Source organism: Microbacterium sp. SYP-A9085 (genome assembly GCF_009649635.1).
Classification (GTDB): domain Bacteria; phylum Actinomycetota; class Actinomycetes; order Actinomycetales; family Microbacteriaceae; genus Microbacterium.
Genome location: NZ_WJII01000002.1, coordinates 352,244 through 367,399 on the forward strand (window position 1 = coordinate 352,244; position 15,156 = coordinate 367,399).

Genomic DNA, 15,156 nt, shown 5'->3' on the forward strand with positions numbered 1-15,156 from the left:
CCCCCAACTTCGCGAGGCATCCCCCAGCTTCGGGGCTGCCTCGCGGATTTCGGGGCTGCCTCGCGGGTTTCGGGGCTGCCTCGCGGGTTTCGGGGCTGCCTCGCGGATTTCGGGGCTGCGTCGCGGGTTTCGGGGCTGCCTCGCGGAGGTGCGGGTCTAGGCTCGTGCCGTGGAATTCGTCGAGCCTGTCACCCTGGAGAACGGCCACGTCCGGCTCGAGCCGCTCACCACGGCGCACGCGGGCGACCTCGCCGATGCCGCCGTCGGCCTGGAAAGCGCGTGGTACACGGCGGTGCCCACGCCCGCCGGCGTGCCGGACGAGATCGCCACGCGGCTGCGCTGGCAGGCCGAAGGCCACATGAACCCGTTCGCGATCCGGCGCATCGCCACCGGCCGGATCGTCGGGATGACCACGTTCTGCCACATCGACCAGCCGAACCGGCACGTCGAGATCGGCTACACCTGGCTGGGCATCGAGGCGCAGCACACCGAGGTCAACCCGGCGGCGAAACTGCTGCTGCTCGGCCACGCGTTCCAGGCATGCGACGCCATCTGCGTACAGCTGCGCACGCACTGGCACAACCGGCAGTCGCGCGCGGCGATCGAGCGCCTCGGCGCCAAGCAGGACGGCGTGCTGCGCAACGACCGGATCATGCCCGACGGCACGTTCCGCGACACCGTCGTCTACTCCATCCTGCCGCACGAGTGGTCGGCGGTCCGGCGCGGCCTGCTCGCCCGGCTCGAACGGAACTGACAGGCGCGTTCGGGGCGCATCCGTGCGCCGCAACCTGCAGAGATCCGCACCGAACGCAGAGATCCGCCTCAAACCGAGCGGGGTGAGCCGGCGCGCTACCCGTCGATCACGGCGACGAGCTCGTCCAGGAACGAGGAGAAGTCGGTCGCGCGCCGCACTATCCGCTGCACCGAGTCGCGCTCGCTGAACACCTCGACCAGCTGCTCGAACACGGTCTGGAACGCCTCCCGGTCCGCCTCCGAGAACGCCACCATCGCGACCACCTGCACGCGCGCGTCGCCCCACGCTATCGACCGGTCCGCGACGCCCACCGCGATCACGGTCCGGGTCGCGGTCATGCCGATCGCATGCGGCACCGCCAACGCGTCCGTGAACGCCGTCGACGACAGCCGCTCGCGCTCGATCGTGCGCTGCACGTAGTCGTCGTCGATCACGCCCTGCGCCACGAGCATCCCGCCCAGGCGCCGGATCACCGCCTCGACCGGCTCGTCCGGCAGCGCGGCCGTGAATGCCGCGCCGTCGAAGTATCCCTCCAGTTCGCGCCGCAGCCGCGCGAGCCGCCGGCCGCGCCGGATCCGGGATGCCGCGGCCTGCACCCGCTCCACGTCGGCGTCGCCGAGGAACGGCTGGATGCGCACCACCCGGTCGCCCAGGGGCGGCGCGTCCACCGTCGACAGGATGAGATCGGTGCCGATCGCCGCCCAGTCCGGGTCGAGCCGGGTCTGCAGGTCCACCACCTCGATCGACTGCCCCAGCGACCGGTCCACGGACGAGCGCAGCAGCTCGTGCATCTCGTAGTAGCCCGGGCAGACGATCGTCGCGGTCAGCAGCTGCTCGGCGCGGCGGCTGCGCTCCAGCCGCCCGCCCACGTGCAGCGCTATGTACGCTATCTCGTCGTCGGGCAGCGACATCCCGAGCCGCTCCCCCAGGCCGCTGGCGATCGAGACGGCGATGTCGAAGATCATCGGATACGTCGACTTCAGCGACCGCGCCAACGGATTGCGCGACCACGCCTGCTCGGCCGCGCGCCGGCGCAAGTTCTGCACGTGCATGGCCAGCCGGCGGATGAAGTCCTCGTGCACGAGGTCGACGAGGAACTCCTCCGCCGCCGCCGTGACGAGGTCCCGCACCGCGTCCAGCACCGCGGGGTCCAGGCTCGTCCCGGGTGCCGCGGCCGCCGGGTCCGGGGTGATCACCCGGGTCAGCAGGAGCATCGCCAGGTGCTGCCGGTCCCCCGCGCCCAGTCGCACCCCGAAGTGCTGCTCGACGAGCGCCGCCACCAGCTCCGCGACGGCGTCCGCGGTCTCGTCGGCGGCGGCGACGGCGCTCTCGAGCGCGCGGCCCTGCGCGACGCGGTCGGCGGCGATGCCGATGTGCATCACGACATCGGCGATGCCGAGCTCATTGATGTAGTACCCGCGCGCGACCAGCGCCGCCCGCAGCGCCGTCTCGAACGCGCCGAGGCCCTGCGCGCCCAGCGACCCCTCGCCGAGCGCGCGCCGCAGCGCCTGCGGATCGAAGGCCCCGGCATCCATCTCCTCGTGCACGAGCCGGCTCAGCAGCCGGCGCTGCGCGCTCTCCGCGCCGTGCAGCCGCACCCGCGAGCCCGCCCGCGCCAGCACGAGCGTCGTGCCGGTGAGCAGGGCCCGCACCCGTGCGAGGTCCGCTTCCACCGTCGCGTCCGAGACATGCAGGGTGTCGGCCACGTCGTGCACGTCGATGCCGTCCTCGGCATCCAGGAGCGCCCGCACGAGCGTGTGCAGCCGGTCGCCGGGCGTGCCGGCGTCCGCCGCCGGCGCCCGCTGGGCGGCCCCGGCATCCGGCCCCGCCCGGTAGCCCTGCGCGCCGGACTCGACCACGACGCCCGGCACCCGTCCGTTCAGGGCCGTCACGTACGACCGCACGCTGCGCGGCGTCACCCCGAGCGCATCGGCCAGACGCGCGGCGGTCACCCAGTCGCCGGTGCGCACAAGGGTCGCCAGCAGGCGGTCTTGTCGCGCTCTGGTCACCAGCGGCCTCCGGTATCGGGATGCTGCGACCAGTCAATCACGCCCGGACCGGCCGGGTCTGTTTCCGCCCCCGTGGAAACAGACCTGGTTGTCCCGCCGTGCGCCGGGTCGGGACAATGACGATCAGGAGGGATCGATGAGGATCATCGTGATGTGCGCCGCCGGCGCGTCGAGCACGTTCGTGGCGCAGCGGCTGCGCACGGCGATAGCGGCCGACGGCGGGTCGGACACCGCCCGCGCGGCGTCGCTGTCATCCCTGCCTGCATGCCTGGACGACGCGGACGTGCTGCTGCTGGGCCCGCACCTGTCCGGGCATGCCGCGCAGCTCGGGCAGGACGCCGCACGCCGCGGCGTGCGCGTGGCGGTGCTGCCCGAGGACATCTTCACCGACCGCGACGGACACCGCGCCCTGGCCATCGCCGCCGCCGCCACGGCACCGAGCACCGCCGCCGCCACGGCACCGACGTACGCCGCCACGACACCGACCGCACCCACCGCCGTCCCACGGCAGCGGGCCCAGGAGAGGACCGACAGATGAGCCAGGCGACCCGGACCACGCGGATCGGCTCCGCCCACGGACTGCACGCCCGTCCCGCGAAGCTTTTCGCGCAGGCGGCCAAGGATGCCGGCATCCCGGTGACGATAGCGAAGGGCGACGGCAACCCCGTCAACGCCGCGAGCATCCTCGCCGTGATCGCGCTGGGCATCGAGCAGGGCGACGAGGTCACCGTCGGAGCCGACGGCGACGATGCCGACGGCGTGGCCGACCGGCTGGCCGAGCTGCTGCGCACCGACCACGACGCGGAGTGAGGGCATGGCCACGCTGAGCGGGGTGGGGATCGGGACCGGCGTCGCCGCGGGCCCCGTGGCCCGCATGGCCGACCCGCTGCCCGCACCGGCGAACGTGCCCAGCACGCTCGCCGCCGACGCGGAGCGCGCCCGGGCGCACGAGGCGCTGTCGGCCGTGGCCGCCGAGCTCGGCGCACGCGGCGAGCGCGCCGGGGGGCTCGCGCAGGAGGTGCTCGAGGCGCAGGCGATGATGGCCGAGGACCCGTCCCTCATCGAGGAGATCGACGCGCGCCTGTCCGCCGGGCGCACCGCCGAATGGGCCGTGCACGACGCGTTCGCGTCGTTCCGCGACACGCTCACCGCACTCGGCGGATATCTCGGCGAGCGCGCCGCCGACCTGGACGACGTCGCCCAGCGCGTCGTGGCCCGGCTGCGGGGCGTCCCGGCCCCCGGCCTGCCCGACCCCGGGCATCCGTTCGTCCTCGTCGCCCGCGACCTCTCCCCCGCCGACACCGCCGTACTCGACCTTCGCAATGTGCTCGCCCTCGTCACGCTCGACGGCGGCCCCACCTCGCACACCGCCATCCTCGCCCGCGAGAAGTCGATCGTCGCGGTCGTCGGCGTGGCAGAGGCCTCAGCGCTGGCGGACGGGCAGACCGTGATAGTGGATGCCGCCGCCGGCCTCGTCGCCACGGACCCGTCCGCCGCCGACCTGGCCGATGCCGCCGACCGGGCCCGCGCGCACGCCGCCACGGCGTCCTCGCCGCCCTCGCCCGGCGCACTGCGGGACGGCACCGCGATCCCGCTGCTGGCCAATCTCGGCACGCCGGCCGATGCCGGGGCCGCGCGCGCGCTGGGCGCGGAGGGCGTAGGCCTTTTCCGCACCGAGTTCCTGTTCCTGTCCGCCGACGCGGCGCCCACCGTGGCCGCGCAGCAGGCCGAGTACGAGCGGCTGCTGGCGGGATTCCCCGGCATGAAGGTGGTCGTCCGGCTGCTGGATGCCGGGGCCGACAAGCCGCTGCCGTTCCTCAACGACGCCGACGAGGAGAACCCCGCCCTCGGTGTGCGGGGCCTGCGCGCGCTGCGCGCGCACGAGGGCATCCTGCGCGACCAGCTGACCGCGCTCGCGCAGGCGGATGCCGCGACCCGCGACCGCGGTGAGGGCGCCGACCTGTGGGTGATGGCGCCGATGGTCGCCACCGTCGAGGAGACGCGGTACTTCACAGACCTCGCTCGCGAGCACGGGATCCGCACCGCCGGCGTCATGGTGGAGATCCCCGCCGCGGCGCTGCTGGCGGACCGGCTGCTGGCGGTCGCCGACTTCGCCTCGATCGGCACGAACGACCTGACCCAGTACACGATGGCCGCCGACCGGGTGCTCGGCGCCGTCGCGGGGTACCAGGATCCGTGGCATCCCGCCGTCCTCCGGCTCGTGCGCGAGGTGGGCGCCGCCGGGTCGGCCGCCGGCAAGCCGGTCGGCATCTGCGGCGAGGCCGCCGCCGACCCGCTGCTGGCCCTGGTGCTCGTGGGCCTGGGCGCCACGTCCCTGTCGATGGCGCCGGCGGCCCTCGCCGCGGTGCGGGCCCTTCTGACGGAGCATTCGTTCGACGACGCGAAGCGCGTGGCCGAGACATCCCTGGCCGCCGAGGATGCGGCCTCCGCGCGCGCGGCCGCACGCGCCGCGGCATCCATCCCCGCGTCGGCATGAGCCGGCGCACCACACAGAAAGAGACACGGCCATGACAACGGTGTCCGTACCCGCAGCGCAGAGAGGCGGCGCACGCGTCCATATCCAGCGCTTCGGCACATTCCTGTCCGGCATGATCATGCCGAACATCCCGGCGCTGATCGCGTGGGGCATCTTCACGGCGTTCTTCATCGACGTCGGGTGGACTCCCAACGCAGACCTGTCCACGATCGTCGGCCCGATGATCCACTACCTGCTGCCGATCCTGATCGCCTACACCGGCGGCCACATGGTCTACGGGGTGCGCGGCGCGGTGGTGGCCTCGATCGCGACGTTCGGCGTGATCGCCGGCTCCGACAACCTGATCGCGCAGTTCAACGCCGAGCTCGCCAAGACCGACCCGACCGCGGCGCCGCTGGGCCAGATCCACATGTTCATCGGCGCGATGATCATGGCCCCGATCGCGGCGTACACGATGAAGTGGCTGGACCGGCTGTGGGAGGGGAGAATCAAGGCGGGCTTCGAGATGCTCGTGAACATGTTCTCCGCCGGCATCTGGGGCTTCGTGCTGGCCGTGATCGGCTTCTACCCGCTCGCGTGGCTGGTCAACGGCCTGATGAACGTGCTCAGCACGGCGGTGAACTGGCTGGTCTCCGCGCATCTGCTGCCGCTGACGAGCATCCTGATCGAGCCGGCGAAGGTGTTCTTCCTGAACAATGCCATCAACCACGGCGTGCTGACACCGCTCGGCATCGAGCAGGCCTCCGGCGAGGCGCACAAGTCGATCCTGTTCCTGCTCGAGGCGAACCCCGGACCCGGCATCGGCCTGCTGCTGGCGTTCACGATCTTCGGGATCGGCGCGGCGCGGGCCTCCGCCCCCGGCGCGGCGGTCATCCAGTTCATCGGCGGCATCCACGAGGTGTACTTCCCGTTCGCGCTGATGAAGCCGACGCTGATCATCGCGCTGATCCTCGGCGGCATGACCGGCGTCACCACGAACGTCCTGTTCAACAGCGGACTGCGCGCACCGGCGGCGCCGGGCAGCATCATCGCCGTGATAGCCCAGACGTATCAGACCGACTACGTCGGCGTGATCCTGTCGGTGATCCTCTCCGCGGCGGTCACGTTCGTGGTCGCGGCGGTCATCCTGCGGGCCTCGCGCAGGAAGGACCTCGCCGCCGCGGCGGCGGGCACCGACCGGTTCGAGGCGGCGATCAGCCAGACCGAGACGAACAAGGGCAAGTCCTCCGACGCGCTCGCGGGCTTGCGCGACGGCGCGACCGAGGCGGCCGCAGCCGGTGCGGACACGCTGGTGGGCGGGCGGACCGTCACGAGCATCGTGTTCGCGTGCGACGCGGGGATGGGGTCGTCCGCGATGGGGGCGAGCGTGCTGCGCAACAAGATCAAGAAGGCGGGCCTGGACGGCGTCACGGTGGTCAACAAGGCCATCGCGAACCTGGACGGATCGGCCGACCTGATCATCACGCAGAACCAGCTCACCGACCGCGCCCGCACCCGGGCGCCGGACGCGATCCACGTGTCGGTGGACAACTTCATGAACTCGCCGAAGTACGACGAGGTCGTGGAGCTGGTGCGCGAGCAGCACGAGCCCACGCCGTAGCGCAGACGGCTGCGGGGTCGGGCCGGTGGGAGACCCCCGGCCCCGCGGCTCCCCGGACATCCTCTTCACGGACAGGAGCAGACATGGCAGGCGACGTCCTCACCCCCGGGCAGGTGCGCATCCACGCCGCCGGCGCGACGCAGGAGGAGGCGATGCGGGAGGCCGCCGACATCCTGCAGGCCGCCGGCGCCGTCACCGGCGCGTACTACGACGCGATGCAGCAGCGCGAGCAGACCGTCTCCACGTACATGGGCAACGAGCTGGCGATCCCGCACGGCACGAACGAGACGAAGGACGCGATCCTCGACTCGGCGCTGTCGTTCGTCCGCTACGACGGCGGCATCGACTGGGGCGGCGACCCGGTCACGTTCGTCGTCGGCATCGCGGGCAAGGGCGACGAGCACCTTGAGATCCTGTCGCAGATAGCGATCCTGTTCTCCGACGACGACGAGGTCGCCACACTCAAGGCGGCCGCCACGCCGGAGGAGCTGTTCGCCCTGCTGTCGACCGTCAACGGATCATGAAGGCCGTCCACTTCGGCGCCGGCAACATCGGCCGCGGCTTCGTGGGGCTGCTGCTGCACGAGGGCGGCTACGAGCTCGTGTTCTCGGATGTCGCTTCTGCGCTGGTCGACGCGCTGCGCGCGGCCGACGCGTACACCGTGCACGAGGTGGGAGCGGCCGGCCGGGATGTCACGGTCACCGGGTTCCGGGCGCTCAACAGCGCCGAGGAGCCGGATGCCGTCGCCGACGAGGTCGCGACGGCGGAGCTGGTGACCACGGCGGTGGGCCCGACGATCCTGCGGTTCGTGGCGCCGCTGATCCTGGAGGGGCTGCGCCGGCGCGCGGCCACGGCGGCGCCGCTGCAGGTGATGGCCTGCGAGAACGCTATCGGCGCGACCGACACCCTGCGCGCCGAGATCGTCGGCGCCGCCGGCGACCAGTGGCCGGATCTGGCATCCCGGGCGGTGTTCGCCAACACCGCCGTGGACCGCATAGTGCCCGCGCAGCCGGAGGGGTCGGGGGTGGATGTCACGGTCGAGCCGTTCTTCGAGTGGGCCATCGAGCGCACGCCGTTCGGCGACACCCCGCCGCGCATCCCGGGCGCACACTTCGTCGACGACCTCGCGCCGTACATCGAGCGGAAGCTTTTCACCGTCAACACCGGCCACGCCGCGACCGCGTACTTCGGCGCGATCGCCGGGATCGAGCGGATCTCGGACGCGCTGGCCGAACCGGGCATCGCGGCGCGGGTGGCGGCCGCGCTGGAGGAGACGTCCGCGCTGCTGGCGGCCAAGCACGGGCTCGACCCCGGTCAACTCGCGGCCTACCGGGCGACGATCCTGGACCGGTTCCGCAACCCGGCGCTGCCCGACACGGTGTGGCGGGTGGGCCGGCAGCCGCTGCGCAAGCTGTCGCGGCACGAGCGGTTCATCGGGCCGGCGGCCGAGGCCGCCGAGCGCGGCCTGCCCACCTCGGCGCTCGTGGCCGCGGTGGCCGCGGCGCTGGCATTCGACGACCCCGCCGATGCGCAGTCCGTCGACCTGCAGCGGATGCTGCGGGAGCTGGGCGCCGATGCGTTCACCACCGAGGTGATGGGCCTTGCGGCATCCCACCCCCTCTACCCCGCCGTGCGGGACGCCGTCGCCGCCCGGCAGGTCGGGCTCTAGGCGGCGCGCCCCGTCGTTCAGAACTCATCCTGTCCCGGCTCCGACGTCGGGAAACCGGGCGGATTCGGCGGAGACCGCCCGAAACTGGATGAGTTCTGAACCAGGAACTGCACCATGCTCAGGCGTGCCGGTTCCTCCCCGGGCGCCGCGGCGCGCCGAGTTGCCCACAGATTTCGGGTGCGGGCCTCCCCGACGCGCCGGACACGAGTGTCATGGCGGGATGGCAGATGCGAAGAAGACGCCGCGTGAGCTGTCGGCGGAGATCCTCCCCGCCACCTTCCTGAGCCGGGCGGCCCTGGTGGCGCGAGGACTGCGGAGCCGCGACATCACGCGCCTGGTCGCCGGCGGCGAGATCATCCGATTGCGCAACGGCCGCTATGTGGGCTCCGATCTCCGGCCGGCCCTGGTCCGCGCCGGCAAGCTCGGTGCGCGTCTGGACTGTGTCTCGCTGCTGAGCGCACTCGGGGTCTTCGTGCACACTCACCACGGCCTGCACGTGCAGATCGAGAACGGCGCCACTCGACTGCCGATCCCTGAAGCGGACGTCGTCCGCCATTGGCGCCGATCGCGCCGGAACCCCAACCATCCCGCCGCCGATATCGTCGAAGCCCTGGCCCAGTCATTCCGATGCCAGCCTCTGCGCGAGGCGATCGCCACCCTCGACAGCGCCTGGCACCACGGCCTCGTCGACGAAGCCGCAGTGGCCGCCGTGTTCGGTCTCCTCCCCCGCCGCTATCGTCCACTGCGCCGGCTCTTGGACAGGAGATCGGAGTCGGGTCCCGAGACGATCATGCGGCTGATCCTTCTGGGCCTCGGATGCGATATCGAATTGCAGGTCAGGATCCCGGGTGTCGGACGCGTGGACTTCGTCGTGGACGGATGGCTCATCATCGAGTGCGACAGCCGGGAACATCACGCCGGATGGGAGAACGAGAAGCGCGACAGACGGCGCGACCTCGTCGCCGCCACGCAGGGCTACACGACAGTTCGGCCGATCGCGGAGGACATCCTCTACCACCGCGAGGAGATCGTCGACATGCTCGGGCAGGTCCTGGCCCACCCACCCGTCCGGGCGAGGGGTCAGAACTCATCTTCCACGACGCGGACGGTGCGGAAATCCGCGGGATTTGGGCCTGCGCGCGCGACGGTGACGGAGTCCTGAACCTCCGGCCAGCGCGCGCCGCGCGGCGCATCGTGTGACCGCAGCACCCGTGCCGACGGCGGCACCGCGCAGAACTCCGTCTGTTCCGTCCGATCGGGCACTGCACGGGCGCAGATCGGCATCCCGCGGGTTGGATGAGCGGAGTTCTGAACGGTCAAACCCGGGAGCAGGACGGGTCAGGCGGCCTTCACGCGGGGGTCGACGAACCCGTACAGCAGGTCCACGACCACGTTCGCCACGACGATCAGGAACGCCGAGAACAGGGTGAAGCCGACCACCAGCTGCAGGTCGAGGCTGTGCACCGCGTCGATCAGCATCGCGCCCAGACCCTGCATCGAGAACACCTTCTCCGCGATCACGGTACCGCCCAGCAGCGCCCCCAGGTCGAGCCCGAAGATCGTCACGACCGGGATGATCGCGTTGCGCAGCCCGTGCCGCAGCACCACCCGCGGCTCGCGCAGCCCCTTCGCGCGGGCGGTGCGGATGTAGTCCTGCCCCATCGACTCGATCATCTCGCCGCGCGTCAGGCGCGCGTAGATGGCGGCGCTGATGAACGCGAGCGTGCACCACGGCAGCACAAGATGCAGCAGCCACTGCACCGGGTCCTCGCTCAGCGGCACGTACCCGCCCGTCGGCAGCCATTGCAGCGTGAACCCGAACAGCAGGATCGCCAGCAGCCCCACCAGGTAGCTCGGCGCCGACACCCCCGCGATGGCGAGCGTCATGACGCTGCGGTCCAGCCACGTGCCGCGCCGCAGCGCGGAGATCACGCCGCCCACGACGCCCAGGATCAGCCACAGCACAGCGGCCCCCACCGCGATCGACGCGGACACGGGGAATCGGGATGCTATCAGCTCGGTCACCGACGCGTTCTGCTGGAACGAGTACCCGAAGCAGGGGGCGGCGCAGGAGATCGCGGCATCCCCGCTGCCGAAGCTGCGGCCCGCGACGATCCCCCACAGGAACGCACCCAGCTGCTGCCACCAGGGCAGGTTCGTGCCCATGAACTGCTTCGCCCGCTCCAGGTTCTCCGGCGTGCAGGGCTTCCCGCAGCTCAGCTGCGCGGGGTTGGCCGGCAGCAGGTAGAACACCGCGAACGAGATCACCGCTATCACGGCCAGCACCAGCAGCATCCCGGCCGCCCGCTGCAGGATGAACCGGGTCATCGCCGCGCCCCCTTCGGGTCCAGCGCGTCGCGCAGCCCGTCGCCGAGCACATTGAACGCGAGCGTGATGAGGAACAGTGCGACGCCCGGGAACACGAGGTACATGGGGCTTATCTGCACCCAGCCCACCGCTTCGCCGATCGTCCGCCCCCAGCTGGGGGTGGGTGGGGGCACGCCCACGCCGAGGAACGACAGCGCCGCCTCGAACCCGATCATCGAGGGCACCATGATCGTGGTGTACACGATGATCGTCGCCGACACGTTCGGCAGCACCTGCGTGAACGCCACCCGCCAGCCGCCCGCGCCCATCGCCGTGGATGCCGTGACGAACGCCCGCTCGCGCAGCGACAGCACCTGTCCGCGCACGACCCGCGAGATCGACGGCCAGCCGAACAGCCCGATCACGAGGATCATGAACAGCGGCTTCGGGAACGCGGTCGGGACGATGGCGGTCAGCGCGATCATGAACACCAGCACCGGAAACCCGAACATCACGTCGACGACGCGGCTGGCCACCCTGTCGTACCAGCCGCCGAAGAACCCGGTGGTCACGCCCACGAGCACACCGATCAGCACGGACAGCACCGTGGCGGACACGCCCACGAGCAGCGAGATGCGTGCGCCGTACACGACGATCGAGAACAGGTCGCGGCCGGTGAGCGGCTCGACGCCGAACCAGTGCGCCCCGCTGATCCCGCCGCCGAACCCGAGCGGCGCGCCGGAATCGTCGAGCAGGTCGAGGTGGTACGTGTAGGGGTTCTGACCGGTGATGCCGGTCAGCGGGGCGGCGAGCACCGCCGCCGCGACGAACACGATGATCACGACGGCGCCCGCCGTGGCCCACGGATCGGCCAGCACCGACCGCAGCACCGGGACGAAGCCCGTCCGGCGCGATGCGATACCCGCGCCCTCGATCGTGTTCGCGACGGTCATGCCGCCGTCTCCGCGTCGCCGGCGAGCTGCCGCCAGGCCTCACGACGCACCTGCTGGGCGTCCGGATCCGCGACGGGAGCCGCCGCCAGCAGCCGTCGCGTGTACGGCTGGACCGGGTGCGCGAGCAGCTGCCGCGCGGGGCCCGCCTCCACTATCCGGCCGGCCTGCATCACGGCGACGTCGTGGGCGACCTCGCGCACGACGGCGAGGTCGTGGCTGATGAAAAGGGACGCGAACCCCAACTCGCGCTGCAGGTCGACGAACAACCGCAGCACCTGCGCCTGCACCGACACATCCAGCGCGCTGGTGGGCTCGTCGGCGATCAGCAGCACCGGATGCAGCGCTATCGCGCGCGCAATGGCGACACGCTGCCGCTGCCCGCCGGACAGCTCGTGCGGATACCGCTGTGCGAAAGCGGACGGCAGGGCCACCGCATCCAGCAGCTCGGCGACCCGCGCACGCCGCTGCTGCGGGCCGAGGTCGCTGTGCAGCCGCAGCGGCTCCGCGATGGCCCGGCCGACCGTGCCGCGCGGATTGAGGGATGACGCCGGGTCCTGGAAGACGTAGCCGATGCCGCGGCGCACCCGCCGCAGTTCGCGCCGCGACGCCGTGGCCAGGTCGACGCCGCCGACCACTACGGATCCGGTCGCCACGTCCACGAGGCCGGCGAGCGCCCGGCCGAGCGTGGACTTGCCGGACCCGGACTCGCCGACGAGCCCGAACGTGCGACCCGGGTCGATCCGGAATGTCGCGTCCGCGACGGCGCGCACGGGACGCCGCGCCCAGCCGCCGCGCCCGTACACTATCGACGCGTCCCGCACCGCGACGACCGGCTCCGGCGCGGCATCCGCGGCGCGGCGGGCGTCCGCGGCGTCCGGCGCGTCGAGCCGGGGCACGGCGGCCAGCAGCTCACGGGTGTAGGCGGCCTGCGGGCGCGCGAAGAGGGTGCGTGCGTCGGCGCGCTCCACGACAGCGCCCTGCCGCATCACCACGACGTCGTCGGCGAGGTCGGCGACGACGCCCATGTCGTGGGTGATCAGCAGCACCGCCATCTGCCGCTCGTTCCCCAGCCGGCGGATGAGCTCGAGGATGCCGGCCTGAACCGTGACATCCAGTGCCGTGGTGGGCTCGTCGGCGATCAGCACGGCCGGGTCCCCGGAGATCGCCATCGCTATCATCGCCCGCTGCAACTGGCCGCCGCTGAGCTCGTGCGGGTGCGATGCGGCCACCCGGTCGACATCCCGGATCCCCGCCGTGCGCAGCAGCTCCCGCACGCGCCGGCGCAGCTGCGCACGGGAGCGGCGCCCGCCGTGCGCGGTGAGCGCCTCAGCGAGCTGCCATTCGATCGTGTACACGGGGTCGAACGCGCTCATCGGCTCCTGGAAGATGGTGCCGACCACGCCGCCGCGCACCTCGCGCAGCCGCCCCGCGGGGGCGCCCACGAGCTCCTGCCCGCGCAGCCGGATGCTGCCGGTCACCCGTGCCGTCGGCGGCAGCAGGCCCAGGACCGACATGGCCGTGACGGACTTGCCCGACCCCGATTCGCCGACAAGCGCGAGGACCCGGCCCGGATACAGGTCGAAGCCCACACCGTCCACGACGGTGCGGGCTGCGCCTGCGGTGCTGTCGGCGAAGGCGATCTGGACCGCCTTCGCCGACAGCACCGGTTCGACCGGGCCGATGGTCACTGCTTCAGTGTGACAGTGAGGTAGTTCGGGTAGGCGGGGAAGGAGGCGACGAAGAAGTCGTCGACGGATCCGCCGCGCAGGAACGACTGCTTGGCGTATGTGAGCGGGACGATCGGCGCGTCCTGCATGATTCGCTTGTCGGCCTGCGCCCACAGCTGCTGCGCCGCGGCGGGGTCGACCGCGGCGGTGGCCTGATCGATCAGCGCGTCGACGTCGGGGTTCGCGTAGCGGGAGAGGTTGTACCCGCCGCCGCCGACCTGGCTGGAGTCGAACAGCGGCTGGATGTTGCCGTTCGCGCTCGGGAAGTCGGGCTGCCAGCTGCTGAGGATCAGGTCGTAGCCCGGGTTGTCGCCGGTGGCCTCGGTGTACATGTTCGTCAGGTCCATCGGGGTGATCGTGACCTTGATGCCCGCCCGCTCCAGCCCCTGCGCGATGGCCTGCGCCTGCGCCTGGCTGGACGTGTCGTTCGCGGCCCACAGGGTCAGCGACAGGTCCGTGGCGTGCCCCGCGGCGGCCAGCAGCCGCTTGGCCTTGGCGACGTCGCCGTCGTCACCGGCCGGGTACAGGTCGTACTCGACGCGGCCCGGGATGCCGGGGGTGATCAGCGTGGTCGCGCGGATAGCGGCCTGGCTGCCACCCTGCGCGATGATGAACGCCTTCGGGTCGATCGTGTACTCGATGGCCTGGCGCACCGCGACATCCTTCAGCGCGCCGCGCTGCGTGTTCATCGCGAGGTAGGTGATGGGGCCGGCCTCGCTGGTGGCGAGGCGCTTCTTGGCATCCGGGTTCTTGTTGACGAGGTTCAGCTCGGCCGCGCCCAGGTACGTCGCCAGGAACGACGTCTTCGCGCTGCCCGCGTCGCTGATCAGCGACTGCGTGCTCGTTGCGACATCCTGGCTCTCCTTGAAGATGATCCTGTCGGGGCCGGCGGTGCGCACCGGGTCGGTGCTCTTGTCCCAGTGCGTGTTGCGCACGAGCTCGAGCGCCGTGCCCTGCTTGTTGGACGCCACCTTGTACGGGCCGGTCGCGACCGGGTTCTCACCGTAGGTCTGCGGGTTGTCCTTCGCCTTCGGAACGGGAGCGAACGCCGGCATCGACGCTATCCACGGCCAGTCGCCATACGGCGCGTTCAGGTGGAAGACGATCGTCTTGGCATCGGGGGTGGAGATCGAGGCGAGGTCGCCGCCGGTGTACGGGCCCTGGTACTTCTCGCCGCCCACCAGCAGCGACTTGTGGTAGCCGAGGCCACCGGACAGCTCCGGGGCGAAGGACCGCTCCACGCCGTACTTGATGTCCTGCGCGGTGATCGGCGTGCCGTCGGCGAACTTCAGGCCGTCCTTGAGCGTGTACGTCCACGTCTTGCCGCCGTCCGTGGCGGTGCCGGTGTCGGTGGCCAGGTCCGGCACCACCTTCGCGGCACGGCCGGGCTGGATGTCCCACGTCGTCAGCCGGCGCTCGAGGAGGCCGAGCGTCGTGATGGCGAGATTCTGGCTCTTCGCCGGGTCGAGGTTTATCTGGGTCGCCGACGTGAGGATCGTCAGCGTGCCACCGGTGTCGTCCGTCTTGGCGGGGCCGCCGCCTCCGCCTGCGCAGGCGGTCAGCGCGAGTGTCGCTGCGGCTGCCACGGCGATCGCCGCGGTGACATGTCTTCTCATATGATCCTCGTTTCGTCGGTATCT

Annotated in this window: 13 protein-coding genes; 8 read left to right on the forward strand and 5 right to left on the reverse strand. The window is 71.7% G+C overall.

Features of this window, described 5'->3' with window-relative positions; translation table 11 throughout:
* Positions 1 to 169: 169 nt before the first annotated feature.
* Complete coding sequence (locus GH740_RS06385; protein ID WP_367640887.1) at positions 170 to 754, forward strand: GNAT family N-acetyltransferase; 585 nt, start codon at positions 170 to 172, stop codon at positions 752 to 754.
* A gap of 95 nt (positions 755 to 849) precedes the next feature.
* Here the strand turns inward: GH740_RS06385 and GH740_RS06390 are convergent, their stop codons facing one another.
* The gene (locus GH740_RS06390; protein ID WP_367640889.1) at positions 850 to 2,763 is read right to left on the reverse strand and encodes a transcription antiterminator; all 1,914 of its coding nucleotides are present in this window, start codon (positions 2,761 to 2,763) and stop codon (positions 850 to 852) included.
* Positions 2,764 to 2,899: 136 nt separating this feature from the next.
* Here GH740_RS06390 and GH740_RS06395 point away from each other — a divergent pair, with 136 nt between their 5' ends.
* From GH740_RS06395 to GH740_RS06425, 7 genes are all read left to right on the forward strand, one after another.
* Entirely contained in the window at positions 2,900 to 3,301 is a 402-nt protein-coding gene (locus GH740_RS06395; RefSeq protein WP_153745248.1) for a PTS sugar transporter subunit IIB, read from the forward strand.
* The gene (locus tag GH740_RS06400; protein WP_153745249.1) at positions 3,298 to 3,573 is read left to right on the forward strand and encodes an HPr family phosphocarrier protein; all 276 of its coding nucleotides are present in this window, start codon (positions 3,298 to 3,300) and stop codon (positions 3,571 to 3,573) included. Before GH740_RS06395 ends, GH740_RS06400 begins: the two co-directional genes overlap by 4 nt.
* A 4-nt stretch (positions 3,574 to 3,577) precedes the next feature.
* A complete protein-coding gene (gene ptsP / locus GH740_RS06405; protein ID WP_153745250.1) occupies positions 3,578 to 5,260 on the forward strand; it encodes a phosphoenolpyruvate--protein phosphotransferase in 1,683 nt (560 codons plus the stop codon).
* Positions 5,261 to 5,291: 31 nt separating this feature from the next.
* Complete coding sequence (locus tag GH740_RS06410) at positions 5,292 to 6,860, forward strand: PTS mannitol transporter subunit IICB (RefSeq protein ID WP_172978318.1); 1,569 nt, start codon at positions 5,292 to 5,294, stop codon at positions 6,858 to 6,860.
* Between the two features lie 83 nt (positions 6,861 to 6,943).
* Positions 6,944 to 7,384 carry a PTS sugar transporter subunit IIA gene (locus tag GH740_RS06415; protein ID WP_153745251.1) on the forward strand — a complete coding sequence of 147 codons (441 nt, stop codon included), beginning with the start codon at positions 6,944 to 6,946 and terminating at the stop codon, positions 7,382 to 7,384.
* Positions 7,381 to 8,529, forward strand: coding sequence for a mannitol-1-phosphate 5-dehydrogenase (locus GH740_RS06420; RefSeq protein WP_153745252.1), 1,149 nt, complete (start codon positions 7,381 to 7,383; stop codon positions 8,527 to 8,529). The genes GH740_RS06415 and GH740_RS06420 overlap by 4 nt, the downstream gene beginning before the upstream one ends.
* A 220-nt stretch (positions 8,530 to 8,749) precedes the next feature.
* Entirely contained in the window at positions 8,750 to 9,691 is a 942-nt protein-coding gene (locus GH740_RS06425) for a DUF559 domain-containing protein (RefSeq protein ID WP_216644910.1), read from the forward strand.
* Between the two features lie 176 nt (positions 9,692 to 9,867).
* On the opposite strand, the gene GH740_RS06430 is transcribed toward GH740_RS06425, so the two are convergent.
* From GH740_RS06430 to GH740_RS06445, 4 genes are read right to left on the reverse strand one after another with little or no spacing between them, the layout of a single operon-like run.
* Positions 9,868 to 10,857 carry an ABC transporter permease gene (locus tag GH740_RS06430; protein WP_153745253.1) on the reverse strand — a complete coding sequence of 330 codons (990 nt, stop codon included), beginning with the start codon at positions 10,855 to 10,857 and terminating at the stop codon, positions 9,868 to 9,870.
* A complete protein-coding gene (locus GH740_RS06435) occupies positions 10,854 to 11,789 on the reverse strand; it encodes an ABC transporter permease (RefSeq protein ID WP_153745254.1) in 936 nt (311 codons plus the stop codon). The genes GH740_RS06430 and GH740_RS06435 overlap by 4 nt, the downstream gene beginning before the upstream one ends.
* Entirely contained in the window at positions 11,786 to 13,477 is a 1,692-nt protein-coding gene (locus tag GH740_RS06440) for a dipeptide ABC transporter ATP-binding protein (protein WP_367640894.1), read from the reverse strand. The genes GH740_RS06435 and GH740_RS06440 overlap by 4 nt, the downstream gene beginning before the upstream one ends.
* Positions 13,474 to 15,132 (reverse strand): ABC transporter substrate-binding protein, encoded by a 1,659-nt coding sequence (locus GH740_RS06445; RefSeq protein WP_153745255.1) that lies wholly within the window; start codon positions 15,130 to 15,132, stop codon positions 13,474 to 13,476. Before GH740_RS06445 ends, GH740_RS06440 begins: the two co-directional genes overlap by 4 nt.
* Between the last annotated feature and the right edge of the window lie 24 nt (positions 15,133 to 15,156).

What these genes read in the sequence shown, in the direction of transcription:
- ptsP (WP_153745250.1), top strand. Translation starts at nt 3,578, where the DNA reads ATGGCCACGCTGAGCGGGGTGGGGATCGGGACCGGCGTCGCCGCGGGC.
- GH740_RS06430 (WP_153745253.1), bottom strand. Translation starts at nt 10,857, where the DNA reads ATGACCCGGTTCATCCTGCAGCGGGCGGCCGGGATGCTGCTGGTGCTG.
- GH740_RS06395 (WP_153745248.1), top strand. Translation starts at nt 2,900, where the DNA reads ATGAGGATCATCGTGATGTGCGCCGCCGGCGCGTCGAGCACGTTCGTG.
- GH740_RS06445 (WP_153745255.1), bottom strand. Translation starts at nt 15,132, where the DNA reads ATGAGAAGACATGTCACCGCGGCGATCGCCGTGGCAGCCGCAGCGACA.
- GH740_RS06410 (WP_172978318.1), top strand. Translation starts at nt 5,292, where the DNA reads ATGACAACGGTGTCCGTACCCGCAGCGCAGAGAGGCGGCGCACGCGTC.
- GH740_RS06435 (WP_153745254.1), bottom strand. Translation starts at nt 11,789, where the DNA reads ATGACCGTCGCGAACACGATCGAGGGCGCGGGTATCGCATCGCGCCGG.
- GH740_RS06400 (WP_153745249.1), top strand. Translation starts at nt 3,298, where the DNA reads ATGAGCCAGGCGACCCGGACCACGCGGATCGGCTCCGCCCACGGACTG.
- GH740_RS06420 (WP_153745252.1), top strand. Translation starts at nt 7,381, where the DNA reads ATGAAGGCCGTCCACTTCGGCGCCGGCAACATCGGCCGCGGCTTCGTG.
- GH740_RS06425 (WP_216644910.1), top strand. Translation starts at nt 8,750, where the DNA reads ATGGCAGATGCGAAGAAGACGCCGCGTGAGCTGTCGGCGGAGATCCTC.
- GH740_RS06415 (WP_153745251.1), top strand. Translation starts at nt 6,944, where the DNA reads ATGGCAGGCGACGTCCTCACCCCCGGGCAGGTGCGCATCCACGCCGCC.